This is a genomic window from Mariniflexile sp. TRM1-10 (genome assembly GCF_003425985.1).
Classification (GTDB): domain Bacteria; phylum Bacteroidota; class Bacteroidia; order Flavobacteriales; family Flavobacteriaceae; genus Mariniflexile.
On the sequence record NZ_CP022985.1, the window covers coordinates 4,371,808 to 4,396,094 of the forward strand.

Here is a 24,287-nt window from a genome sequence, read left to right on the forward strand (position 1 = left end):
AGCATCATGGACTTTAAACCCGCAAACCGCATACAGGATTTACAGTATTTTGGAGAATTTGGAGGGGTGAACCCGTCTATTTCCGATTCTTCTACCTATACGTTTTTATCAGCAAAAACCATGTTTGACACCTTTGAAGGCAATGCTGATGGGTGTTATTTATACTCACGCCACTCCTCACCTTCTAATCTGTATTTAGGTGAAGCGCTTGCGGCTATGGAAGGTACCGAAACCGCCAACGTTTCAGCATCGGGCATGGGAGCCATTACTCCTGTTTTAATGCAGTTATGTAGCGCTGGCGATCATATTGTTTCTAGTCGAACTATTTATGGTGGCACCTATGCGTTCTTAAAAAATTTCATCTCTAGATTCCACGTTGAAACATCTTTCGTTGACATTACAAAATTAGATGCTGTTGAAGCTGCCATTACCAAAAACACCAAAGTGTTGTATTGCGAAACGGTGAGTAATCCGCTTTTAGAAGTTGCCGATATAAAAGGATTAGCAGCAATAGCTAAAAGACATAAACTAAAATTAGTGGTAGATAATACATTTTCCCCGTTATCCATTTCGCCAGCCATATGGGGTGCCGATGTGATAATTCACAGTTTAACCAAATTTATTAATGGTTCCAGCGACACTGTTGGTGGGGTCGTTTGCAGCACACAGGAATTTATTAATGATTTACGTAATGTAAACCAAGGGGCATCAATGTTGTTAGGTTCTACCATGGATAGTTTAAGAGCCGCTTCCATATTGAAAAACCTGCGCACACTTCATATAAGAATGCAGCAACATAGTAAAAACGGCTTGTTTTTGGCTCAAAAATTTGAAGCCGATGGTTTAAAAACTGTCTATCCCGGACTAAAATCACATCCTTCACACGAACTGTTTAAGAGTATGATGAATACTCAATACGGTTTTGGCGGCATGCTCACTATTGATGTAGGCACTTTAGAAAAAGCCAATAAATTGATGGAACTTATGCAAAATAGAAACTTAGGCTATCTTGCTGTTAGTTTAGGTTTTTACAAAACGCTGTTTAGCGCTCCGGGAACTTCTACATCGTCTGAAATACCTGAGCATGAACAAAAAACGATGGGCATAAGCGATGGTTTAATTCGTTTTTCGATTGGGTTGGATGATGATATTGAACGCACCTACCACATGATGAATACCTGTATGAAAGAACTTGGTGTTCTATAAACTAAATTCCTTGTAATCGTTTCCAAATACGAACCATTATCTTGTTAAAATCATTGGTATTTGGCTCAAAAGGCTTCATGTTTAAGCGACCATTTTCTTTAAAAAGCAACATACGAAACACAGACGAATTAGGCTTTTTACCATCTAATAAGGGATAGCGTAAATCATTATATTGGTATTGGTTATTGCCTATTTTATAAACACTGTAGTATTGATTGCTAAACCTCGCTAAATTTTTAATATCGTCAAACGCTTCAGGTTTTAAATCGCGTTGTTTTGGCAATTCAACAAAATCTAAAAACCTATTTTTCGTATCTAATAATGAGTAATATGAAACATAATAGGATGTTTCCGTTTCTGCAATTCCGTACCATAAAATATTATTAAATAGAGATGGTTGCGTACTAAATCGAATCATCTTCAAATTACTTTCTGCTATTGATTTTCTAAAAATAGCATCAACATATAGTTTGTTTGCAATGGTCAACACCATATAAATAGAACTAATACCCAACCCCAATTTCAACCAAAGCCGTCTTCTAATATCTTTTCTGTTGAAAAACATTAAAACTATCATACAAACTAGGAATGGTAAGGTATAAAAAGGGTCAACCACTGCTATATTATTAAAAGCAAACCTATAGTTACTAAATGGTGCAAAAAGCTGTGTTCCGTAAGGTGTAAAACAATCTAATAGGATATGCGTAAACAGCGACCAGAAAAACAGTAATATCCAATCTTTTGAGGTGGTAGTACCTATGCGTTTTCCAGAATTATATAATTTGAAAACACCCCAACCCAAAATGAAGGCCGCTAAAACCGAAAACAAAATTGAATGCATAAACCCTCTATGGAAAAGCATGGCATCCATTTCATGGTTATAAATTATATTACCAACATAAACATCCAAGTCTGGTATGGTGCCCCCAATGGCACCAAATAACAATGCTTTATTGCCTATTTTCTTTCCTAAAACAGCTTCACCACAAGCAGCTCCTAAAACAATCTGGGTTAATGAGTCCATTGATTTTATAAATAATAAATAGAAGAAACAAAAGTACACATTAAGAGACTGTTTAAATTTTGTTTTTGGAATATTTTATAGGGTATTTTTTTGTCAGACGAAGGTATTTTGAGATTCATAGCCATAGCTATGGACCGAAAAATAGCTGATGTATGGCGGAAAAAGGCACATAAAAGAGCCAAAGGATAAAACTTAAACAATCTCTAGATCCATTTGCATACATTCTTCTAAAATTGTAACATTACAGAACAAATTCAATACAATGCAAGACGACAAAAATATTTCCAAAATAGAAATTGAGAATCAAAACATTATTGAAAACAAAGAACTCAACATTTGGGAAGCCATAATCCCAGTGGTTATTTTAATGGGAATGCTTGCCTACAATATCTTTTTTGTTGAAGGTCAAGAATGGTTTGGTACGTACACCAACCAAATTATTTTACTACTTGGTGGATTAGTTGCTGCTACTGTTGGTTTGTTCAACAAAGTAACTGTAGAGCGTATGTTAAAAGAAATTTGGGAAAACCTAAAGAGTGTTTTTATCCCAATCATGATTTTATTTTTAGTGGGTGCTTTGGCTGGAACTTGGTTAATTAGTGGTGTTATTCCAGCTATGGTGTATTATGGTTTACAAGTTTTAAATCCGTCTATATTTTTACCCGCATCGGTAATAATTTGTGCCGTTATTTCAATAGCAACAGGAAGCTCTTGGACCACCTCGGCAACTGTAGGTATTGCACTCGTTGGTATTGGTACTGCATTAGGTATAAACACAGGCATGATCGCTGGAGCGGTGATTTCTGGCGCCTATTTTGGCGATAAAATGTCACCTTTAAGTGATACTACCAATTTAGCCCCTGCTATGGCTGGCACCGATTTGTTCACCCATATTAGATATATGACTATTACAACGGTTCCAACGTTAATTGTAACATTAATTGTTTTTGGTATTATAAGCATGAATATTGAAACATCTGGAAGCACCGACTTAAGTGGTCTTCTATCAACTATCAACACAACGTTTAATATTTCACCTTGGCTTTTTATAGTGCCTTTGGTTGTCATTGCATTAATTCTTTTAAAAACAAAACCATTAATAGCTTTGGGCACAGGCGTTCTGCTAGCTGCTATTTTTGCCTTTATATTTCAACCAGAAATTTTAGCCCATTTATCCAATTCAAAATTAAAATCCATAACCACCTCTATATTTACCGATACGCAAATCACTACCAATAACGAAAAATTAAACGACCTCTTTTCTGCTGGAGGCATGGAAGGTATGCTCTGGACCATCTATTTAATTATTTGTGCCATGGTTTTTGGCGGTATTATGGATGGCATTGGTGCACTATCAAGAATCACTAAAGCTTTGCTTTCTGTTGCTACTACAATTTTCGGACTCTTTGCAAGTACCGTTATAAGTTGCTTGGGGTTAAATGCTATAGCATCCGATCAATATTTAGCTATTGTAATCCCAGGAAAAATGTTTAAAAAAGCCTATGAAGACCGAGGTTTGGCTCCTGAAAATTTAAGTAGAACCTTGGAAGATTCGGGTACCGTTACTTCTGTTTTAGTTCCTTGGAACACCTGTGGGGCTTACCAAAGTGGTGTTTTAGGAGTCGATACGCTTCACTATGCAGGCTATGCCGTGTTTAATTGGTTAAGTCCGTTTATGACACTACTTTTTGCTGCCCTAAGAATAAAAATAAAAGAATTATCAAAAAAATAACTTGCAAAATTTAATGTATTTGCCAATTCATTATGAAGTTGACAACATAATACCAGCTATTTTGTCAAATCAACAAAAATAAGCCTGTAATTTTAAATCCATTTTTATTAGCTATTACCCCATAGGTTTTACTAATTGTTATACTATTGGAATTGCAATAACTCGTCTTAAATTTGTATCAAAATAAATTATTAATTATTAATTATTAAAAATTTCAATATGGCATTAGTAGGAAAAAAATTTCCAAATTTAAGCGTTAACGCAATGAATGATATGGGCGATACTTTTAAAGTAAACGTTCTTGAAGAAGCAGTTAACAATAAGAAAAAAGTAGTTTTATTCTGGTATCCAAAAGATTTTACTTTTGTTTGTCCAACCGAATTACACGCATTTCAAGCTGCATTAGGTGAATTTGAAAAAAGAAACACTTTAGTTATTGGTGCATCTTGTGATACAGCCGAAGTTCACTTCGCATGGCTAAGCACCCCAAAAGACAACGGAGGTATTGAAGGTGTAACATATCCATTATTAGCAGATTCTAACAGAAACTTAGCATCTACTTTAGGTATTTTAGATATTACAAACGAACAATTCAACGAAGAAACGGGTGTTGTAACTGTTGAAGGTGACAATGTAACTTACAGAGCTACCTATATTATAGATGAAGAAGGTACCGTACAACACGAAAGCATTAACAACATGCCACTTGGTAGAAATGTAAATGAGTATTTACGTTTAATTGATGCCTTAACCCATGTACAAGAAAAAGGTGAAGTATGTCCTGCAAACTGGGAAGAAGGTAAACAAGCGATGCAAGCGAATGCCAAAGGAACTGCTGAGTACCTTAAAGCACACTTAAACTAAGTTATTATGGTTAAAGAATTAGAACAAGATAATTTAACCGAATTGGTATCAAGTAACGGTACCGTAGTTGTTCAGTATTCTGCTAGTTGGTGTGGCAATTGCCGTATTATGAAACCAAAATTTAAAAAGCTAGCAACAGAAAATGGAACCATTACATTTGTTATGGCTGATGCCGAAAAGTTCCCGGAATCTAGAAAATTGGCAACCGTAGATAATTTACCTACGTTTGCAACCTTCAAAAACGGCGCTTTTGTAAATCAAGTCCAAACAAATAAATTCGAAGTCTTAAAAGAATTAGTAGATGAAGTTACCGGTAATTAAGCATTTAACACAGTTTATCGAAGACAATGATGAAGATTTTATAATCGAAACCATTGAAACTTTAGAAGCCTTAACCGAAGTTCCTTCGTTAAAAGATGAAGAATTGGATGTTATTGGTGAGCTCATCTCTAACATGTACGGTGCTATTGAGGTTAATAAAATGATTAAAGACGGTACACCAAAAAAAGAAGCTCTTAATAACTTTATGAGCAGGGTTTTGGGTTCTATAGATAAATAATATAAATTATTTTAATCATTTAAAAAAACCACTTTTCTTAATTTGAAAAGTGGTTTTTTAGTGTTTAAAACATAGCATTTTTAGCTTAGTGCATGACAAAAATGAAGCGTGACACATTGAGTACAGTCGAAAGGCTCAGACTGACACAACTCAATGTATTCTTATTTTTGTCATGTACTAAAATTTTTAGTTCAAATCGAAACGATCTAGATTCATTACTTTATTCCAAGCAGCAACAAAATCGTTTACAAATTTCTCTTTTGAATCTTCACAAGCATAAACTTCTGCAATAGCACGCAACTCAGAGTTTGATCCGAAAATTAAATCAACACGCGTCCCCGTCCATTTTAGTGTCCCTGTTTTTCTATCACGCCCTTCAAAAATTTCATCAGAATCTGAAGATTTTTTCCATTCAGTACCCATACTTAATAAATTCACAAAGAAATCATTAGTAAGCGTTTCTGGTCTGTTTGTAAATACACCATGTTTAGGCTGATTATAGTTTGTACCCAAAACACGCATCCCACCTACAAGAACCGTCATTTCGGGAGCTGTTAAGGTTAGCAGTTGTGCCTTATCAACTAATAATGCTTCCGTTGACACATCAAATGTTGTTTTTCGGTAATTTCTAAAACCATCTGCATAAGGTTCTAAATATTTAAACGAGTCTACCTCCGTTTGTTCTTGAGAAGCATCCATACGACCAGGTGTAAATGGCACTTCTATATGGTGTCCAGCATTTTTTGCTGCTTTTTCAACGCCTGCACAACCTGCCAATACAATTAAATCGGCTAAAGACACTTTTTTATTACTATTACCATTGTCGAATTCTTTCTGTATGCCTTCAAGCACCCCTAAAACTTTTGCTAACTGCTCAGGATTATTCACTTCCCAATCTTTTTGAGGTACTAAACGGATACGCGCACCATTGGCACCACCTCGTTTATCTGACCCACGAAACGTTGATGCTGATGCCCAAGCTGTAGATACTAACTCAGATACTGATAAGCCTGAATTTAATATTTTAGTTTTTAAAGTTGAAATGTCGTTCTTATCAACCAATTCATGATTCACTTTAGGAATTGGGTCTTGCCAAATAAGTGTTTCCTTAGGCACTTCTGGTCCAAGATAACGTGTTATAGGTCCCATATCACGATGTGTTAACTTATACCATGCTTTTGCAAAAGCATCTGCAAACTCATCAGGATTTTCATAAAAACGTCTTGATATTTTTTCGTAAGCAGGGTCAAAACGCAAAGATAAGTCGGTAGTTAACATGGTAGGCACATGCTTTTTAGAGGCATTATAAGCATCTGGAATCGTCGCCTCTGCATCTTTGGCAACCCATTGAATGGCTCCTGCTGGACTTTTAGTCTGCTCCCATTCGTAACTAAATAAATTTTCAAAGAAATAGTTACTCCATTTAGTAGGTGTTTGTGACCAAATAACTTCTGGACCTCCTGTTATACAATCTGGACCAACTCCTGTTCCAAAACTATTCTTCCAACCAAAACCTTGGTCTTCAATAGAAGCTGCTTCTGGTTCTACACCTATATATTGACCAGGGTCTGCAGCTCCATGTGTTTTTCCAAAAGTATGTCCGCCAGCAATAAGCGCCACAGTTTCCTCATCATTCATTGCCATGCGTTTGAATGTTTCCCTAATATCTACAGCCGCTGAAATTGGATCACCATTTCCATTAGGACCTTCTGGATTCACATAGATTAACCCCATTTGTACAGCGGCAAGGGGATCTTCCAAATCGCGCTCACCAGAATAGCGTTTATCATCTAACCAAGTATTTTCGGAACCCCAATACACATCTTCTTGTGGCTCCCAAACATCTTCGCGGCCACCTGCAAAACCAAAAGTTTTAAAGCCCATCGATTCTAAAGCAACATTTCCCGATAATACCATAAGGTCTGCCCATGATATTTTCTTTCCATACTTCTGTTTTATAGGCCAAAGTAGCCTTCGTGCTTTATCAAGACTCGCATTATCCGGCCAACTGTTAAGTGGTGCAAAACGTTGTTGCCCTGCACCAGCACCTCCACGACCATCACCAATACGATACGTGCCAGCGCTATGCCAAGCTAAGCGAATAAATAACCCGCCATAATGCCCAAAATCTGCTGGCCACCAATCTTGTGAATCGGTCATTAAATCTGTTAGGTCTTTCTTTAGCTCGTTAAAATCTATTTTTTTAAATGCTTCGGCATAATTAAATCCATCTCCCATAGGATTAGACAAAGCTGAATGCTGACGCAGTATGTTTAATTTCAATCCATTGGGCCACCAATTATTATTTTTTGTGCCACCTCCCGCAGTTTGCTTTGGAGCAGTCCCTGAAAATGGACATTTTCCTCCTGATTCATTTGAATGTTTAATATTTTCCATTTCTAAAGTTTTAGGTAGTTATGTATTCTATAAAGTTATGGATTACTAAATAAAAAAACAGCATCACTTTAATCTATAAAAGTTATGTAATAATTGATAAAATTTATTTTTAGAATGATCAGTCCTTTAAAAACAATCATTAGCGTCCGCCACTTCGCTAAAAGAAATAGCATATAGAAAATAGACTATAGATTAAATGACAACAAATTGATTTACTTTTCTGTTTTTATAATCGTTAAGTAACTAATTACTACAAAAAAGCTAATCCACAAAGCAGTAATCTCTTTAAAATGCCATTACCATTGTGTTTGTAGTGAATTGTAAAGGTTTTATCCTTTGGTTCTTTTATGCGCTTTTTTCTGCCATGCTTCAGCTTTTTTCGGTCTGTAACTATGTACCTCTCCCTCGCGGCAGCCTGGCCCCTTCGCTAAAAAGGCCTCCCAGACCTTTTTTATACGCTCGGCCCTGTATGACAAAAATTACACTATAAAATATTCCAAAAACAAAATTTAGACAGTCTCTTAATAATTACTATTTTTATACCATAATTTAAAAAATAATAGAATGGCTACAGTAACATTAAAAGGAAATCCTATAAAAACTTCTGGCGAACTACCCAAAGTTGGAGCAAAAGCACCTGATTTCACATTAACAGCAACCGATTTATCTTCAAAAAGTTTAAGTGATTTTGCTGGAAGTAAATTAGTTTTAAACATTTTCCCAAGTGTTGATACTGGTACTTGTGCACAATCTGTAAGGCAGTTTAATCAAGAAGCCAGCGAACTGGAAAACACCAAAGTGCTTTGTATATCCCATGATTTACCTTTCGCTCTAAATCGTTTTTGTGGTGCTGAAGGATTAAATAATGTTATAAGCCTATCTGATTATAAAGACGGAAGTTTTGGAAAGGCATACGGATTGGACTTTATCACAGGTCCTTTAGAAGCATTACACGCGCGTTGTGTCGTCGTTTTAGATGAAAATGGCACTGTTTTACATACCGAACAAGTTGCTGAAATTGCAGATGAACCTAATTATAAAGCAGCATTAGAAGCTTTACACGCTTAATTGAATAAGATTAAATGACCAAAAAAGAATCCTCCTTTGTTGCTAACCGGATAAGAAGTGTTGGTTACGCTTTTAAAGGCGCTATCATGCTTTTAAAGACGGAAGCCAGCGTAAAAGTTCAATTTACAATAGCCTTATTGGTTACGGCCGCAGGATTCTTTTTTAACATTTCTTCAAACGAATGGACTACGCAACTATTGGCAATAGGTTTGGTTATGAGTATGGAAGGTATCAATACGGCAGTAGAAGAAATGGCTAATTTTATCCATCCAGAGCATCATAACAAAATCGGCTTAATAAAAGATATCGCTGCAGGTGCTGTATTTTTTTCCTCTATTTTTGCTATTATCATCGGACTTATTATTTATTTACCAAAGATTTTTTAATACTATAATCTATAGGTTAACCGTTAGTAATTTATATTTTTGTTTAAACTAACAGCGCATTAATGGCGAAGAAAAAAAACGACACCAACAAACAACCAAGAAAAAAATTTAAAATGCCTAGTTTTAAGTTATCAAGCCAGCAAAAACTGGTGTTTGGCAGCTTTTTAGTCATCTTTGGCTTTATACTTTTCATGGCATTTCTTTCGTTTCTTTTTACTGGCGAAGCAGACCAAAGTAGTTTATCTGATTTTGCATCGCGCGATGTGAAAACAGAAAATTGGGTGAGTAAGTCTGGCGCTTGGTTAAGCGACTTCTTTATTCAACGTGGGTTTGGTATTGCTTCATTCATAATTTCTGGACTTATATTTTTATCGGGGGTTTATGTTTTAATGAACCTTAGCAAAGCCAAACTAAGAACACACTGGTTTTGGGGTATGCTTATTGTAGTTTGGCTATCCATTTTATTCGGATTTTTTGGAAATACCAACGGCGTACTTGGTGGTACCATTGGTTTTGAAGTTAATATGTATCTTCAAGATTACATAGGAAAAATAGGCACTTCACTCCTACTCTTATTTGGATTGATCACCTATTTAGCTATTCGATTTAAAGTCACATTCGAAAGTTTTACAACCATTTTCAAATCGGCAAAAAGTAAAATCAAAAATGATTTTCACAACCCAGATGATGATGAACCCATTATTGCTTTAGATAATAACCTATCGGAAGAAGCTACTGCTATTAAATCGGCTTTCAAAATTCCTTCAGAAAATACCAAGTCCACTCCAAAAAAAGAAGCAAATCCTGTTATTGAAACAGCACCTTTAGTGGTTAAAACCCCTATTAAGGAGGACATTGAAGATGATGATTTAGATTTAGAAATAGAAGTCGAAAAAGTAGCCGAAGAACAATCTGAAACCAACAACCTTTCGGATAAATTAGTCGAAGATTTTGGGCTATTCGACCCCACACTCGAGTTATCAAAATATCAATTTCCACCGCTAGACCTTCTTAAAAAATATGATTCCGAAGGCATTACTATCAACCAAGAAGAATTAGAAGAAAATAAAAATAAAATTGTAGAAACCTTAAAAAACTACAATATTGGCATTGCGAGTATAAAGGCAACCATTGGACCAACAGTGACCCTTTATGAAATTGTACCCGATGCTGGTATTCGAATTTCGAAAATTAAAAATTTAGAAGACGATATTGCCTTATCACTTTCAGCACTGGGTATTCGTATCATTGCACCAATTCCTGGTAAAGGAACTATTGGTATTGAAGTACCTAATAAGAATGCCACTATTGTATCCATGCGTTCAGTAATAGCCTCGAAAAAGTTTCAAACATCCGATATGCAATTGCCTATTGCTTTAGGAAAAACCATTAGCAACGAAACTTTTGTGGTCGATTTAGCCAAAATGCCCCACTTGCTTATGGCAGGAGCAACCGGGCAGGGAAAATCCGTAGGATTGAATGCGGTACTTACCTCATTACTTTACAAAAAGCATCCAGCCGAAGTAAAATTTGTTTTAGTAGATCCTAAAAAAGTTGAGTTAACGCTTTTTAATAAAATTGAGCGTCATTATTTAGCAAAATTGCCTGATAGTGAAGATGCTATTATAACCGATAACACCAAAGTAATCAATACATTAAATTCATTATGTATTGAAATGGATAACCGCTACGAGTTATTAAAAAACGCTTTATGTAGAAACATTGCCGAATACAATGTGAAATTCAAAGCGCGAAAATTAAACCCTAACGATGGCCATCAATTTTTACCGTACATTGTTTTAGTGGTCGATGAGTTTGCCGATTTAATTATGACTGCCGGTAAAGAGGTTGAAACCCCAATTGCTCGTTTAGCGCAATTAGCACGTGCCATTGGTATTCACTTAATTATTGCTACACAACGCCCGTCGGTAAACGTTATTACAGGTATTATTAAAGCCAATTTCCCGGCACGTATTGCGTTTAGAGTAACCTCAAAAATAGATTCTAGAACCATTTTGGATGGTTCTGGTGCCGACCAACTTATAGGTCGTGGTGATATGTTATTCACACAAGGCAACGATTTAATTCGTGTACAATGTGCTTTTGTTGACACGCCCGAAGTTGAAAAAATAACCGATTATATAGGATCGCAAAAAGCATACCCAGAAGCCTATTTGCTTCCCGAGTTTGTTGGCGAGGAAAGTGGCACAAGTCTTGATATAGATATAGAAGACCGAGATAAACTATTCAGGGAAGCTGCCGAAGTTATAGTTACAGCACAACAAGGTTCTGCCTCTTTATTGCAACGAAAATTGAAATTAGGCTATAATCGTGCCGGTAGATTAATTGACCAATTAGAAGCCGCAGGTATCGTAGGGCCTTTTGAAGGCAGTAAAGCAAGACAGGTGTTAATAACCGACTTAACGGCTTTGGATAAACATTTAGAAAATGAAACTTTATAATAAAAATAAAATGAGAATTAAGAATATCCTATTAGCTTTAATAATAACAGCATCATCGCTTAATGGTTTTACTCAAAATAAAGCTAAAACACTTTTAAACCAAGTCTCTCAAAAAGTAAAAAGCTATGATAATATTTCTATAGAATTTAAGTATGTTTTAGAAAATACTGCAGAAAAAATAAAACAAGAAACCAAAGGAGATGTTATTATGCAAGGTGAAAAGTATAAACTAAATATACTTGGTGTAACACGTCTTTTTAATGGAAAAAAACTTTACAGTATTAGTACTGAAGACGAAGAAGTAACTATTTCATCTGAAAACGACACTGAAGAAGGTGCCATAACACCTAGTAAAATGTTATCTTTTTATGAAGATGGCTATACCTACGCCATGGATATTGAACAAAACATTAACGGTAGAAAAATACAATTGGTGAAACTGACCCCAATTGATTCCAAATCTGAAATAAAATACATTCTGTTAGGGATAGACAAACAAACAAAACACATTTACAATTTAATGCAAATTGGCAAAAACGGCACAAAAACCACATTAACCGTTAATTCTTTTAAAACAAACGAGCCATTATCAAAAACCTTATTTACCTTTGATGCCAACAAATACAAAGGCTATTATATTAATAAGCTTAATTAAAGTCAAGTTATTGTATTTACTTGGCATATTAATCTGCTTAAAATAAAGCCGATTTGATAATTATATTATTGAAATTCAAAGGGTGAAAATACTAGACCGATACATACTAACTACTTACCTTAAAACTTTTTTCAGCGTGTTTATTATTCTCATGCTGATTTTTGTTTTACAAACCATTTGGTTATACATTAGAGAACTATCTGGCAAAGATTTAGACATAGGTGTCATCTTTAAGTTTTTGTTTTATTTCATGCCCAAGCTTATACCATTAGTATTACCGCTAACCATCCTTTTGGCATCTATTATGGTATTTGGCAGTTTTGCTGAAAACTACGAGTTTGCTGCCATGAAATCTACAGGTATTTCACTTCAACGTGCTATGTCTGGACTTAGTATTTTTATTGTTATATTGGGCATCGTTACCTTTTTCTTTTCCAATAACGTTATTCCTTGGGCAGAACTTAATTCTTTCAACTTACGTACCAACATAGCAAAGTTAAAGCCTGCCATGTTACTTGCTAAAGGACAGTTTAATGAAATTGAAGGAACCGCATACAATATTAAGTTTGAAGATAAACATGGTGATAGGGACCAATATCTTGATAATGTAACCATTCATGTAAAGGGCAAAGATGGCAGAACCAATGCTACAACCATAAAATCCAAAAGTGGCGAACTTGCCAGTGAAAAAGATTCCAATGTTTTAAAGCTTATTTTATTAGACGGAAATTATTACAGCGATGTATCTACCAATAACATAAAATCCAGAAACAAAAAGCCTTTTGCTAAAAGCTCTTTTGAAAAGTATATTATAAATATCGATTTGTCACAAATGAACAATGTCGATTTTGATGAACAATCCCAAACAGATAAATACAATATGCTCGACGTGGTTGGTTTACATAAAACCATCGATTCTTTATCTAAAAAAGAAATAACATCCCACGAAATACTATCAAAAAATTTGTTTCAACGCTCAAACGTTATTGCAATCAAGAGAAATGAAAAAAAAGCTGCCGATTCTACATACTTAGGTCCCATTTTAGATATTTTCAACACCAAAGAAAAATACGATTTGGTTGATGCTTCTTTAAAAACCGTAACAAGCGCTAAACAAGTTATTATAACAAATGAAGCTACTAGAAAAATTTCTAAAGAATGGTTAAATAAACATATCATTTCTTTACACGAAAAATTTGCCCTCGGCTTTGCCTGCATTATTTTATTTTTTGTAGGTGCTCCACTTGGTGCTTTGATACGGAAAGGTGGTATAGGCCTACCTATGGTTATAGCCATTATACTCTTTTTAACCTACCATTTTATAGGTATTTTTGCCACAAACAGTGCCAAAAATGGAAGTTTCAACCCTATTTTGGCGAGTTGGTTTTCTACACTCGTTATGTTGCCTCTCGGTATCTTTTTAACACGACGTGCTACTGCCGACAAAGGTTTGTTTGAATTTGACAGCCTTATTGAACCCATTAAAAAAATGCTCAATATAAAAGAAAAAGATAGTATTGATTACAAGTTTCTTTCTTCTTATAAAAATGACGAATTAATTGATGTAATCAATAACTATGAGACTCTTGGACATTTAGAAGATAGTCGCTATGAAGCTTTAAAAATATTAAATGAACGGGGCTTGACCAAAAAACAATTGCGAGACGAAGGGTTGGAAATAAATATGATTTATGACGATTCTGAACGTATTGCAAAAGATTATAAAGACCATGCTAAATTGGCTATCGTATTATATAGTATTGGTGTTGTTTTACTTATCCTCCATTTTGTTTTTAAAAACAATAAAATGCCATCATTAGCATCGGCTTCCATACAGCTTAGTATGACATCGCTATTGCTGTATTTGGTTTATTACGTAAAATCATTAATTAATACCTCTAAGTTTTACAACCATATTAACAAAAAAGAGAAAAAGCCAAACCCAATACTTATAATTATAGGAATCCCTTTATATTTTATTGCACATCTATTTTTAGACGATAAAGTGAAGGAAGACTTAAAGCAAAATTGCTTAGAATCTTTAAAATAAGCAATATCTTTGCAAAATGATTAATGATACCATGACAAAAAACACGAGTCCGAAGTTTAAACTTGATACCATTCACGATGCCATTGAAGCCATTAGAAATGGTAAAGTTATTATAGTTGTAGATGATGCAACCCGCGAAAATGAAGGCGATTTTGTTGCTGCCGCCGATAAAGTAACTCCCGAAATGATAAACTTTATGGCCACCCAAGGTCGAGGTTTAATATGTGCGCCACTTACCGAAAACCGTTGTAAAGAATTAGAATTAGGCATGATGGTACGTAACAATACCGACCATATGGAAACTGCCTTTACCGTTTCGGTAGATTTAAGAGGTCAAGGTGTTTCAACAGGAATTTCGGCGAGCGATAGAGCCAAAACCGTAAAAGCACTTACAGACCCAAATACCAAATCCTTTGATTTAGCCAGGCCAGGACATATTTTCCCTTTAGTTGCTAAAGAAGGTGGTGTATTAAGACGTACAGGCCATACTGAAGCTGCCATAGATTTTGCAAGACTTGCAGGTTTAAAGCCTGCTGGTGTTATTGTTGAAATTATGAATGAAGATGGTACCATGGCGCGTTTACCAGAACTCATGAAAGTTGCTAAAAAGCTGGATGTTAAAATAGTCTCCATTGAAGATTTGGTGGCCTACAGAATGCAACACGACTCATTAATTGAGAAAAAAGAAGATTTTGAAATAGAAACCCGTTTTGGAAGTTTCAGATTAAGAGCCTACAAACAAACAACTAATAATCAAATACATATAGCATTGACAAAAGGATCTTGGAAAGATAATGAAGAGGTGCTTACACGAATAAATTCAACATTAATAAATAATGATATTTTAGGGACCCTTACCAATAATGTTGATGCCCAATTAAATAACATGTTTCAAGTGATTAATAATGAAGGGAAAGGAGCTATTATCTTTATTAATCAAGAATCACAATCCATGAATATACTAAACAGGTTATCTGTAATAAAAGAAAACCAAAAGCCAAATACCGTATATAAAGCACCAAAAATTGATATGGATGCCCGCGATTTTGGTATTGGTGCTCAAATATTACACGATCTAAACATTCATAAACTGCGTTTAATTTCCAATACAAAACAAACCAAACGTGTTGGTTTAATTGGTTATGGTTTAGAAATTGTAGAGTATGTAAATTACTAAAAACTTAAACAGTCTCTTACAAAGAAGCTTTAATAATTTCAACCATTTTAGACGCTCTGGCTTTTACTTCGGCTTCCGTCCATGATAGTTTTATTAAACAGGATATATTTCTACCAATATAATGGTCAGATTGCGGAAATTCTTTGTTTTTAAGAGAGTCCAATCCGTTTTTCACCTCTGTAGGTATTGGGAATAATGATTTCATTTCTTTTAAATGATCCCATTTGCGAATGTAATGCCAATTATTATTATAGTATTGAAAGCAAGCATCTACGCCTTGGGTTTTAAATGCTTCTGAAACTTTTAGCGAGGTTTCTAAATCTGGTAAAAAGAAATTTAAAAAGCTATAGTTTTCCTCTCCACCTTCAGGAACCGTTCTAAAAGTTACTTCAGGAATTTGAAACAAAGCGTCTCGTAAAATGGTATAGTTTAACTTTTGGACTTTTAAAATTTCAGGTAAGCGTTTTATTTGTGCTAAACCAACCGCTGCATGAAGTTCTGAAATTCTGAAATTGTATCCTAAAAATGGGTGTGATTCTGCTCCTCTATCATTACCAACATGATCGTGACCATGATCGCTGTAATGGTCGGAATTAATATAATAATCTTTATTATTTGTTATGACTGCACCTCCTTCACCACAGGTAATGGTTTTTACAAAATCGAACGAGAAACACCCCAAATCGCCAATGCTTCCGAGCGGTTTGCTTTTGTAAGTGGCGCCAATGGCTTGACATGCGTCTTCTATCAATAACAGGTTGTGTTTGCTACAAATATCTTGAAGTGTGTCTATATGGCCCATACTGCCACACATGTGGACTACCATAACCGCTTTTGTTTTTGGTGTTATGGCATTTTCTACTGCTTTTGGGCTAAGTGTTAAGGTATCGTCTATCTCAACCAAAACAGGGATGGCGCCAAGCATCATAACGGCCTCAAAACTGGCTACAAATGTAAAGGTTGGTAAAATAACCTCATCACCTGCTCCAACACCAGCTGCTGCCAAGGCAACCGATATGGCTGCGGTACCACTTGATACTAATTGTGCATGGTTAACTTGAAAGGTGGCTTCTAACGCTTTTTCTAACTCTTTGGCTTTCCAATGGCCGTTACGCATTCCATCGAATCCGTAGCGCATAAGCACACCGTTTTCTAATACATCGTTTACTTCGTTTCTTTCTAAATCTCCAAATAGTTCGAATCCTGGCATATTTATTTTCTTTAGTGTTTGGTGTGTTTGCGTTAGGGGTTGCAGCAGCATCCTTTTTTGCCATTAAAGCAAAAAAGATATAGCGAAATATTTATATTCATGAGTTCCAAATTTTAAAATATTAACTTACGAATAAAAACCCGACCCTTGTGGTAACGCCCAAATATTTTATATTAATTATTTTAATCTTGACAAAAATTAAAGAGTGTCACATTGAGCGCAGTCGAAATGCTATTAAAAACAATATTTCCAATGTCTTCGACTGCGCTCAGACTGACATCTGAATATATTTGGATTTTTGTCATGTACTAAAATTAACTATAATTCTATTACTGCTTCGTTTATTGATTTTCTAACTTTAATAAAGTTGGCAAATATATCGGTTTCGTCTCTATAACCTACGGGCAGCAATAATACTGATTTTAAACCCATTTTGTTTAATTGTAATGTCTTATCTACAGCTTCTGGCAAAAACCCTTCCATTGGGCAGGAATCGATCCCCTCTATAGCACAAACGGTCATTAAATTACCTAGTGCAATGTAAGCTTGGTTTTTGGACCATTGCAGACGTTCTGTGACTGACATGTTTTGCATCATTTTAATGAGATCCTCTCTGTAAGGACCTAAAATGGTCTCGGGGGTGTTCCTTGTGGTTTTTATATTATCGTAGTAAGCAACAACGTCTGTGTCTAAAATGTCTTCTTGCATGCAAATAACCAATAAATGTGAGGCTTCTAAAACTTGCTTTTGATTATATGCATGTGCCACTAAGGATTGCCTTAATGACTGGTCCTCTACAATTATTAATTTGATGGTTTGTAACCCGAATGATGTTGCTGTTAAATTGAACGCTTGTTTTAAAATATCCAGTTTTTCTGAAGATAGTTTTTTGGTTGCATCGAACTTTTTGGTTGCATAGCGCCACTTAAGCTGCTTGATAATATCCATTTATTAATTTTAGTTTTTACAAAAATAAGCTAATAGTAAAAGCATGGAAATTTATTTTTAAAAAAATAGAATTTTATTTGAAAGAATTAAAAAAGGGTTCTATATTTGCACCCGCATTCAGGGAATACCTGATAAGGCACTCAAGGAGAAATGGCAGAGTGGTCGAATGCGGCAGTCTTGAAAACTGTTGAGGGTCACACCTCCGGGGGTTCGAATCCCTCTTTCTCCGCCAGTAGAAATACAAATTGAATTAAAACCCTTGAAATCGTATGATTTTAAGGGTTTTTTCTTTTTATCACTATTCAAAATATTCATTCATGCGTGAACCTAAAGGGATAAAATCGGTTACCCTAAATTAATCCGAATTAAGGTAACCGAATTTTGTTTCAGACTAGTATTCACAAGGCTTTACAGCTAGTTCAACAACCAGTTTAAAAGTTGTACATCTTGTGGATTAGTCCTATTGAAGTTAAATTTAATAACAACTAAAAAAGGTCACCACCATGAAAACAAAAGTTTCTATTCTCTTTTACGCAAAGAGAGCAAAAACCAATGCTAACGGATTAGTTCCAATCTACACAAGAATTACAATTGATGGTAAACGCATTGAATTAAGCACCAATCGATTTGTAGAAATCTCAAAATGGTCCACAGAAGCAAGTAAAATGAAAGGCACTTCAGAAGAAGCTCGTTCAATAAATAACCATCTTGATTTACTTAAAAATCAAATTAGAGATGCACAAATGGAATTAATCCATAGAAAAGTATCAATAACTACAGAAAGTCTTAAAAGCAAACTATTAGGAATTGACGAGCGTGCAAGAATGCTTGTACCCATCTTCCAAGACCACAATAATAAAATAAAAGAGCTTGTTGGCAAAGAATATGCTCCAGGAACATTAGAACGATATACAACTTCATTGAAACATACTATTGAGTTTATGCAATGGAAATACAATGTTTCCGATATCGACATCACTAAAATAGACCACGCCTTTATTACCGATTACGAGTTCTGGTTACGAAGTGTTAGAAACTGTGCCAACAACACAGCTGTTAAATACATCAAGAATTTCAGTAAAATCATTAAAATTTGTTTGGCTAATGACTGGCTTGATAAAAATCCTTTTGCAAACTACAAATCAAAAGTTAAAGAAGTAGAACGAGTTTATCTTACTGAAGCTGAAATCCAATCTATCATTGAAAAAGATTTCAAAACAGAAAGACTTTCACTAGTTCGCGATATCTTCCTTTTTAGCTGTTTTACTGGTTTAGCATACATTGATGTCAAAAACTTAACAAAGTCGCATATAAGCTATGGAATAGATGGTGAGAAATGGATATTCACTCATAGACAAAAAACCGAGAGCGCTTCTAAAATTCCAATACTCCCTGTAACACAAATGATAATCGATAAATACGAAAATTATCCACAGTGTATTAATGAAGATAAACTGCTACCTATTCTATCAAACCAAAAAATGAATGCCTATTTAAAAGAAATTGCAGGAGTTTGTGAAATTGAAAAAGAACTAACTTTTCACATTGCAAGACATACATTTGCAACAACGGTAACGCTTACAAATGGTGTTCCTATTGAATCCGTAAGTAAAATGTTAGGTCATAAAAACTTGCGAACTACTCAGCATTATGCAAAAGTTTTGGATAGAAAAGTAAGTGAGGATATGCAAATTTTGAAAGATAAATTTACTATGAATTCAAAAAATCAAAAAACGCAGGTTTCCTAATTGTGGGAACTTGCATTTTACATCATTTTTTATGTTCTACAATTAATCCATTTTCCAAAAAAGAAAATGTCCGCTCTTCAAAAATAGATTTCATTAGTAACCACACTTTGTCAACAATAGTATATTTTAAATTACGATTGTCATCGCTTTCAGTTATTTGGCCAGTAAATAGTATTTCGTCTAAATCAATTTTTTCTCCAGTTTGTCGATTCAATAACTTGCTTCCCTGAATTTTATACGTTCTTGTTAAAGACTTAGTTTTATTATTTAGAAGTTTAATTTCCTTTCGAAAATTATTTACGCAATCATAAAAAGGAACTTGATTTCCATTCTCTAATAGTATTATATAATCAAAGTAATCAAATTCATGTTTAATTTCAATTTTTCTATTATTACCTATGTCAATACTTGTTATTTCTGGTCGCGTTATATGTATCTTAATCTTCAAATCAAGTGTTGCAATCTCAATTTTATGACTACTATCTTGCAAATCTTTCTCTTCATATTCCCGAAGGTGAACTATCTCTATATCCTTATGCTTTGCAAATTGAATACCGTCACGTGTGAAACCGCTTTTCGAAACAATAATTCCTTTGCTAATTCCTGTATCTTCAAGTATCTGTACCAGTTTCATTACAATATCTTTATTTACCTTTTTTTTCCAATATTTACATTCTATGGCAGTTTCATAACTATGAATTCCATCGGAATGTGTCGTTAATACATCGATTTGATGACTTGTACCAGATTTACCTTTAACCTTACAGTTACTACCATAACCCTTTATCGTAACTCCAGATTGCTTTCCTAAAGTTTCGTAGATATATTTTGTAATTGATTCGTAGGTTTTCCAATCTAAGTTTTTAGTTTCATGCATTGCGATTTGTTTAAAATTAAATATTGCAGTGTACTACTTGAACAGAGGTTAGCGATTCATTGTTCTTTTTCGTTCGTGTCGGTCAGCATTATTTTGCAGGTTTTTTGTCAAGGAATTTTTCAATCATTGGAACTACAAGGTCGCTTTCTTTAAAGTCCGGTGTTATTGTTGTAATCTCTCCAATGTATTGTCCGTGTCCGCCTGGAATAATTGCTAATTCAGAATTTGCAATTTGTCTGTGCAATTCAATAGCGTGTTCGGGTGTAATAACGTCTTTGTCTCCAATAATAATTAGTGTTGGTACTTTAATGGATTTTATTAGCTCGTCAGGAATGTCTTTGAAGTTTACCATTCTCTTTGCATCTCTGTCGTGCATTAATTGTAAACCATTCGTGTCTGCCGCAACTTTTTTGTAGCCAACCTTTAAAAGTTCAGGCATATTTTCCAATTTGGCATTTTCTATAAAGCCCCAAAACCAATCGGGAACTCCGTTTCGTTTGGCAAGTGCTGAACCTAAAATCATTTTGTCAACTAATTCAGGGTGTCGAATAGCAATTTGTAAAGTTGTTGTACCACCGTTGCTAAAACCGAAAAAGTCTGCCTTATCAATTTTTAAGTTTTTAAGAAGTGTTGCAACATCGTCTGCGTCCTGTTCAAATGTTAGGTCTGCATTACGGTCATTTGTCCGCCCGTGAGCTTGAAGTTCAACTGCAATTACTTGTCTGTTTTTAGCAAGTAGTGGAATGATTTTTTCAAAATTTGTCTGAATTGTCGAACCACCACCGTGAATTAAAACAAGTGGTTTTCCTTGTCCGTGAATTTCATAATACATTTTCAGTCCATTAACTTCACTATAGCCATTTTTAAAAGTTAAACTATCGGTTGTTGTTGTCGCCATACTATTATTTGTATTTTCTGTTTTGTTGTTGCACGAAGTCAATGTGAAAATTGTCAACGCTAAATAAATAATTGTCTGTTTCATTTTTTGTTTGCTGACATTGTTTAATTGTGTTCTAAAATATGAGTTGCAGTTTCACTACCAATCTGTTCCGCTAATCCAATTAGAACCGCTGTTATGCATAGTGCTTATTTTGTTATTTCATGAGTTCGAGTCGAGTTCTAGCATGTTCGAGAAGTTCTGAATAGTTTAGTAACTTAATATTTCTAAAAGAGCTTTTTAATTCGCGATATGCTCGTAATCCATTGTCATCATAATCTTGTTTAGAAACTTTTGATTTCGTTTCGGCACTAAGTTTTGAGTAATCTTTTGAGATTGTTGCCCATGACCCAATTATAATGATTGCAGCTGGTCTAACAGCTTCTACATATAATATTCCGCCAATTTCGTCACTAATAAATTGTCTGATTTTTTTTTCGTCAATTTTATACTCATCATCATTATCTTTATTTACAGCCGAAATATATCTTTCAGCTTGAGAGATAGCAATTGATAAATCTTTGGAAGGATAAAATTTTCCTCTATTTGAGTCGTAATCAAGTATTTTTTGATCTGGTCTTTTCAATTCTACAACTTCAATATCTCCGAGATGTGTGATAAGAATCAAATCAAATTGTGAACGTGATAATGTTGCGTGATTTACATATTTATTTGTGTTTAAAAGCGCTGGAACACCAAAGAGTGTATATTGTCCATACTTTGTCAATATCATTTCCATTAGTTGTTCAGGACCAATTATATCAATTTTATTAAATCCAAATAAAGTGTGTCCCAATTCCTTAGCCTTTGCAACTGTCAAATCTTTTTCTTCTATTACACTTTCTATAGTTTCAATTAACCACTTAACTTGTTTTGTTACCTGTTTCTCAATTATAACTTGATTAGTTTCGCCACTTTCTAGATTATTTGTTAATGAAATAACATCAGCTTTTGTAATTTGATCGCTTGCTATTATTTCTTTGAGAAGAAGAGAATAATCTCTATTTAAATCAACTTTTGGTAATGTTAATTTATATTGAGCTTCCATAAACGGAGATATTCGATTATTAACTCTCACATTTCGTTCTCGTCCTTCTTCTTTATCAATTTTTACAATTACGTCATATAGTTCTTTAGTAATAAAAATTTTTGTAGTTATGAGTTTATTCTCTTTAGCTCCAAGAACTATAGAATCAAATGGATTTCCAGTTGCATATTTAAAAAGATCTACAATTCTTTTTGCTCCTGCTGGTGGATTTATTGCATTAGAACTAAATATCGTGAGATTTTCATGATTTAGTGGAATTATAACTTCGAAATCTTCTTCTACAATGTCGATTTTTCTAGAAGGATAATATCTCTTTTTAAAATATTTAATTTGAAGTTTTGAATATTGAAAAAATACAGTTTTATCAATTTTTATTTTTTTATTTACTTCTATGGCATCGTTCTCAACTAATACATTTTTAAGTTTAGTTTGAAATTTTTCTAATGGAGTTTTTTTATATGCCATAATATTTAATTTAGATTTTTCTGCGTAATGTTGAGAGCATTATGCATAACTTGTATATAGACGAGACAAATCTTCGCATATACACCTAAAATCGGGTAGATTGGAGAAGGTTTGTCTCGCTTTACTATTGTTATCAAATATATTTATTTTTTCTTACAAAGCATCTAAAGAACTTCATATTTGTTGCATCTTTTTATACGAAAATAACGACCTATACATCTGTTCTACAATAAATTACTAACAGCAACCCACAAAAAAAGATGCCTTAGCATCTCTATTTCTTCCTATTCTTCCAACTATCATTCCCTCATTTATACCTTATTCTTATAAACATAGTCTCGGATAAACAATCCTATTACACTAGCTACGTCTAAACCGATTATCTAGCATTAAACTGTCAGCCCCTACAAAACTTGACACGAAGCACAAAGCTTGATTTAACCACTGAACCGCCACTTTTGGGTAGGTGCTGTTACCAGCCGTTTTTCTATCGTCTAATTTGCAAACCAATTCTGTCATTGTCTATATACAAGTTCTTTTCTTGTTCCTTATTCGTGTCAAAAATGAATGGTTTAATTTCATTTGTAATACCGTCTTCCGCATAATCTCTTATTGAAATTGGTAGAATTAATCTTGGTCTATAAAACTCAAGAATTTCAAAATGCCAAAAATGTCTGAACGGAAATTCGTCAGGGAATAATTTCTCAAAAGGTTTATACGATAACTCAACTTCATAAAATTTTTCGCCTTGAATTTCTATTTCTTTATAGTTGAAATATTTTTCGTTTAAAAATTCTGAAAGTCCACTGTAATACTGTCGAGTTAGCTTTTTTAATAATTCATTGTCATAAGGGACATTGTCATTATATGGGTCGTGATATTTACATTGAACATTATTGTAAAGGTTATAAGAAACACAAGCAACAGAAAAATTAACTGGAATTCCGCCTGTTTGAGATTGTGCTTTGTGAGTTGTCATATTACCGTGTCCACCAGAGTAACCCTTTGCTTCAATAGCAAACATTGAATTTTGCTTGTATGCAAGTAAGTCAGGTCGTCCAACATTCAGTGGCATATTCCTTAATCTCATTGCGGCTTCATAGTTTACATTAAAAATACTTTGGTCAATTCGTTTAGATAAATAGTCAGCGATTGCTTTACCTGCAAGATTTGAAAACTGTCCTTTTTCAGTTGGGTCGGAAAGTTGAATTGGAGGTTCCGAAAACCTATTGTTATTAAATGCTTGTCTTTGCACATAATAGCTGTAATGAAAAAACATTGAAAGTGTCCGAATAAGTTTTTGCGGTCGTGGGGCAAAACCTTGTCCAGCAATTGCTAAATGTTTTGCAAAAGCAATTCGTGTCAAGTTGTGAGTTTGATTAGTAATTGTCCCTGCGGTGTCTTTATATTCTACTGTTAAATTCATTGTTTTGCTGTCGTCTTAAAATAGCCAGTAACTTGTATATATGTGAGA

20 protein-coding genes and 1 tRNA gene are annotated in these 24,287 nt (G+C 34.3%); 13 read left to right on the forward strand and 8 right to left on the reverse strand.

The features are described 5' to 3' along the window. Positions 1-6: 6 nt before the first annotated feature. The gene (locus CJ739_RS18060; RefSeq protein WP_117177855.1) at positions 7-1,206 is read left to right on the forward strand and encodes an aminotransferase class I/II-fold pyridoxal phosphate-dependent enzyme; all 1,200 of its coding nucleotides are present in this window, start codon (positions 7-9) and stop codon (positions 1,204-1,206) included. Between the two features lies 1 nt (position 1,207). On the opposite strand, the gene CJ739_RS18065 is transcribed toward CJ739_RS18060, so the two are convergent. Next, complete coding sequence (locus CJ739_RS18065; RefSeq protein WP_117177858.1) at positions 1,208-2,230, reverse strand: metal-dependent hydrolase; 1,023 nt, start codon at positions 2,228-2,230, stop codon at positions 1,208-1,210. A gap of 262 nt (positions 2,231-2,492) precedes the next feature. Between CJ739_RS18065 and nhaC the strand changes: the two genes are divergently transcribed. The 4 genes from nhaC to CJ739_RS18085 all read left to right on the forward strand — a co-directional run bounded on the left by nhaC (position 2,493) and on the right by CJ739_RS18085 (position 5,385). Continuing rightward, positions 2,493-3,962 (forward strand): Na+/H+ antiporter NhaC, encoded by a 1,470-nt coding sequence (nhaC, locus tag CJ739_RS18070; RefSeq protein WP_117177860.1) that lies wholly within the window; start codon positions 2,493-2,495, stop codon positions 3,960-3,962. A gap of 219 nt (positions 3,963-4,181) precedes the next feature. Next, positions 4,182-4,826 (forward strand): peroxiredoxin, encoded by a 645-nt coding sequence (locus tag CJ739_RS18075; protein ID WP_117177862.1) that lies wholly within the window; start codon positions 4,182-4,184, stop codon positions 4,824-4,826. A gap of 6 nt (positions 4,827-4,832) precedes the next feature. Further along, the gene (locus tag CJ739_RS18080; RefSeq protein WP_117177864.1) at positions 4,833-5,147 is read left to right on the forward strand and encodes a thioredoxin family protein; all 315 of its coding nucleotides are present in this window, start codon (positions 4,833-4,835) and stop codon (positions 5,145-5,147) included. After that, on the forward strand, positions 5,128-5,385 hold the full coding sequence (locus CJ739_RS18085; protein ID WP_117177866.1) for a DUF6952 family protein: 258 nt from the start codon (positions 5,128-5,130) through the stop codon (positions 5,383-5,385). The genes CJ739_RS18080 and CJ739_RS18085 overlap by 20 nt, the downstream gene beginning before the upstream one ends. Before the next feature lie 186 nt (positions 5,386-5,571). Here CJ739_RS18085 and katG read toward each other — a convergent pair whose 3' ends face one another. After that, entirely contained in the window at positions 5,572-7,782 is a 2,211-nt protein-coding gene (katG, locus tag CJ739_RS18090; protein ID WP_117177868.1) for a catalase/peroxidase HPI, read from the reverse strand. 564 nt (positions 7,783-8,346) lie between these two features. On the opposite strand from katG, the gene tpx reads away from it, so the two are divergent. The 6 genes from tpx to ribB all read left to right on the forward strand — a co-directional run bounded on the left by tpx (position 8,347) and on the right by ribB (position 15,580). After that, a complete protein-coding gene (gene tpx, locus CJ739_RS18095) occupies positions 8,347-8,850 on the forward strand; it encodes a thiol peroxidase (protein ID WP_117177870.1) in 504 nt (167 codons plus the stop codon). Positions 8,851-8,864: 14 nt separating this feature from the next. Next, positions 8,865-9,236, forward strand: coding sequence for a diacylglycerol kinase family protein (locus tag CJ739_RS18100; protein WP_117177872.1), 372 nt, complete (start codon positions 8,865-8,867; stop codon positions 9,234-9,236). A gap of 62 nt (positions 9,237-9,298) precedes the next feature. Further along, a complete protein-coding gene (locus CJ739_RS18105; protein ID WP_117177874.1) occupies positions 9,299-11,698 on the forward strand; it encodes a DNA translocase FtsK in 2,400 nt (799 codons plus the stop codon). Positions 11,699-11,708: 10 nt separating this feature from the next. Then, positions 11,709-12,353, forward strand: coding sequence for an outer membrane lipoprotein periplasmic chaperone LolA1 (lolA1, locus tag CJ739_RS18110; protein WP_236951548.1), 645 nt, complete (start codon positions 11,709-11,711; stop codon positions 12,351-12,353). 82 nt (positions 12,354-12,435) lie between these two features. Further along, a complete protein-coding gene (locus CJ739_RS18115) occupies positions 12,436-14,403 on the forward strand; it encodes an LptF/LptG family permease (RefSeq protein ID WP_117177878.1) in 1,968 nt (655 codons plus the stop codon). Between the two features lie 31 nt (positions 14,404-14,434). Next, complete coding sequence (gene ribB, locus CJ739_RS18120) at positions 14,435-15,580, forward strand: 3,4-dihydroxy-2-butanone-4-phosphate synthase (RefSeq protein WP_236951549.1); 1,146 nt, start codon at positions 14,435-14,437, stop codon at positions 15,578-15,580. A gap of 16 nt (positions 15,581-15,596) precedes the next feature. On the opposite strand, the gene CJ739_RS18125 is transcribed toward ribB, so the two are convergent. After that, positions 15,597-16,790, reverse strand: coding sequence for a DegT/DnrJ/EryC1/StrS family aminotransferase (locus CJ739_RS18125; RefSeq protein WP_117179123.1), 1,194 nt, complete (start codon positions 16,788-16,790; stop codon positions 15,597-15,599). A 318-nt stretch (positions 16,791-17,108) separates the two neighbouring features. Further along, positions 17,109-17,738: an NAD(P)H-dependent oxidoreductase gene (locus CJ739_RS18130; protein ID WP_117177882.1), complete on the reverse strand. Its 630-nt coding sequence runs from the start codon at positions 17,736-17,738 to the stop codon at positions 17,109-17,111. Between the two features lie 144 nt (positions 17,739-17,882). Here CJ739_RS18130 and CJ739_RS18135 point away from each other — a divergent pair. Next, positions 17,883-17,970 (forward strand) — tRNA-Ser (locus tag CJ739_RS18135). A 271-nt stretch (positions 17,971-18,241) separates the two neighbouring features. Further along, positions 18,242-19,486: a site-specific integrase gene (locus CJ739_RS18140; protein ID WP_117177884.1), complete on the forward strand. Its 1,245-nt coding sequence runs from the start codon at positions 18,242-18,244 to the stop codon at positions 19,484-19,486. 22 nt (positions 19,487-19,508) lie between these two features. Here CJ739_RS18140 and CJ739_RS18145 read toward each other — a convergent pair whose 3' ends face one another. The 4 genes from CJ739_RS18145 to CJ739_RS18160 form a co-directional block, all read right to left on the reverse strand. Further along, the gene (locus CJ739_RS18145) at positions 19,509-20,363 is read right to left on the reverse strand and encodes a restriction endonuclease (RefSeq protein WP_117177886.1); all 855 of its coding nucleotides are present in this window, start codon (positions 20,361-20,363) and stop codon (positions 19,509-19,511) included. Positions 20,364-20,451: 88 nt separating this feature from the next. Continuing rightward, positions 20,452-21,345 carry an alpha/beta fold hydrolase gene (locus CJ739_RS18150; RefSeq protein ID WP_117177888.1) on the reverse strand — a complete coding sequence of 298 codons (894 nt, stop codon included), beginning with the start codon at positions 21,343-21,345 and terminating at the stop codon, positions 20,452-20,454. Between the two features lie 112 nt (positions 21,346-21,457). Then, positions 21,458-22,813 carry a Shedu anti-phage system protein SduA domain-containing protein gene (locus CJ739_RS18155; protein ID WP_117177890.1) on the reverse strand — a complete coding sequence of 452 codons (1,356 nt, stop codon included), beginning with the start codon at positions 22,811-22,813 and terminating at the stop codon, positions 21,458-21,460. Between the two features lie 487 nt (positions 22,814-23,300). Further along, on the reverse strand, positions 23,301-24,239 hold the full coding sequence (locus CJ739_RS18160) for a hypothetical protein (protein ID WP_117177892.1): 939 nt from the start codon (positions 24,237-24,239) through the stop codon (positions 23,301-23,303). Between the last annotated feature and the right edge of the window lie 48 nt (positions 24,240-24,287).

Coding starts and splice junctions, on each gene's coding strand:
- CJ739_RS18080 (WP_117177864.1), top strand. CDS start 4,833: ATGGTTAAAGAATTAGAACAAGATAATTTAACCGAATTGGTATCAAGT.
- CJ739_RS18150 (WP_117177888.1), bottom strand. CDS start 21,345: ATGAAACAGACAATTATTTATTTAGCGTTGACAATTTTCACATTGACT.
- tpx (WP_117177870.1), top strand. CDS start 8,347: ATGGCTACAGTAACATTAAAAGGAAATCCTATAAAAACTTCTGGCGAA.
- CJ739_RS18140 (WP_117177884.1), top strand. CDS start 18,242: ATGAAAACAAAAGTTTCTATTCTCTTTTACGCAAAGAGAGCAAAAACC.
- CJ739_RS18125 (WP_117179123.1), bottom strand. CDS start 16,790: ATGCCAGGATTCGAACTATTTGGAGATTTAGAAAGAAACGAAGTAAAC.
- CJ739_RS18105 (WP_117177874.1), top strand. CDS start 9,299: ATGGCGAAGAAAAAAAACGACACCAACAAACAACCAAGAAAAAAATTT.
- CJ739_RS18060 (WP_117177855.1), top strand. CDS start 7: ATGGACTTTAAACCCGCAAACCGCATACAGGATTTACAGTATTTTGGA.
- ribB (WP_236951549.1), top strand. CDS start 14,435: ATGACAAAAAACACGAGTCCGAAGTTTAAACTTGATACCATTCACGAT.
- CJ739_RS18130 (WP_117177882.1), bottom strand. CDS start 17,738: ATGGATATTATCAAGCAGCTTAAGTGGCGCTATGCAACCAAAAAGTTC.
- nhaC (WP_117177860.1), top strand. CDS start 2,493: ATGCAAGACGACAAAAATATTTCCAAAATAGAAATTGAGAATCAAAAC.
- CJ739_RS18085 (WP_117177866.1), top strand. CDS start 5,128: ATGAAGTTACCGGTAATTAAGCATTTAACACAGTTTATCGAAGACAAT.
- katG (WP_117177868.1), bottom strand. CDS start 7,782: ATGGAAAATATTAAACATTCAAATGAATCAGGAGGAAAATGTCCATTT.
- lolA1 (WP_236951548.1), top strand. CDS start 11,709: ATGAGAATTAAGAATATCCTATTAGCTTTAATAATAACAGCATCATCG.
- CJ739_RS18155 (WP_117177890.1), bottom strand. CDS start 22,813: ATGGCATATAAAAAAACTCCATTAGAAAAATTTCAAACTAAACTTAAA.
- CJ739_RS18160 (WP_117177892.1), bottom strand. CDS start 24,239: ATGAATTTAACAGTAGAATATAAAGACACCGCAGGGACAATTACTAAT.
- CJ739_RS18145 (WP_117177886.1), bottom strand. CDS start 20,363: ATGCATGAAACTAAAAACTTAGATTGGAAAACCTACGAATCAATTACA.
- CJ739_RS18065 (WP_117177858.1), bottom strand. CDS start 2,230: ATGGACTCATTAACCCAGATTGTTTTAGGAGCTGCTTGTGGTGAAGCT.
- CJ739_RS18075 (WP_117177862.1), top strand. CDS start 4,182: ATGGCATTAGTAGGAAAAAAATTTCCAAATTTAAGCGTTAACGCAATG.
- CJ739_RS18100 (WP_117177872.1), top strand. CDS start 8,865: ATGACCAAAAAAGAATCCTCCTTTGTTGCTAACCGGATAAGAAGTGTT.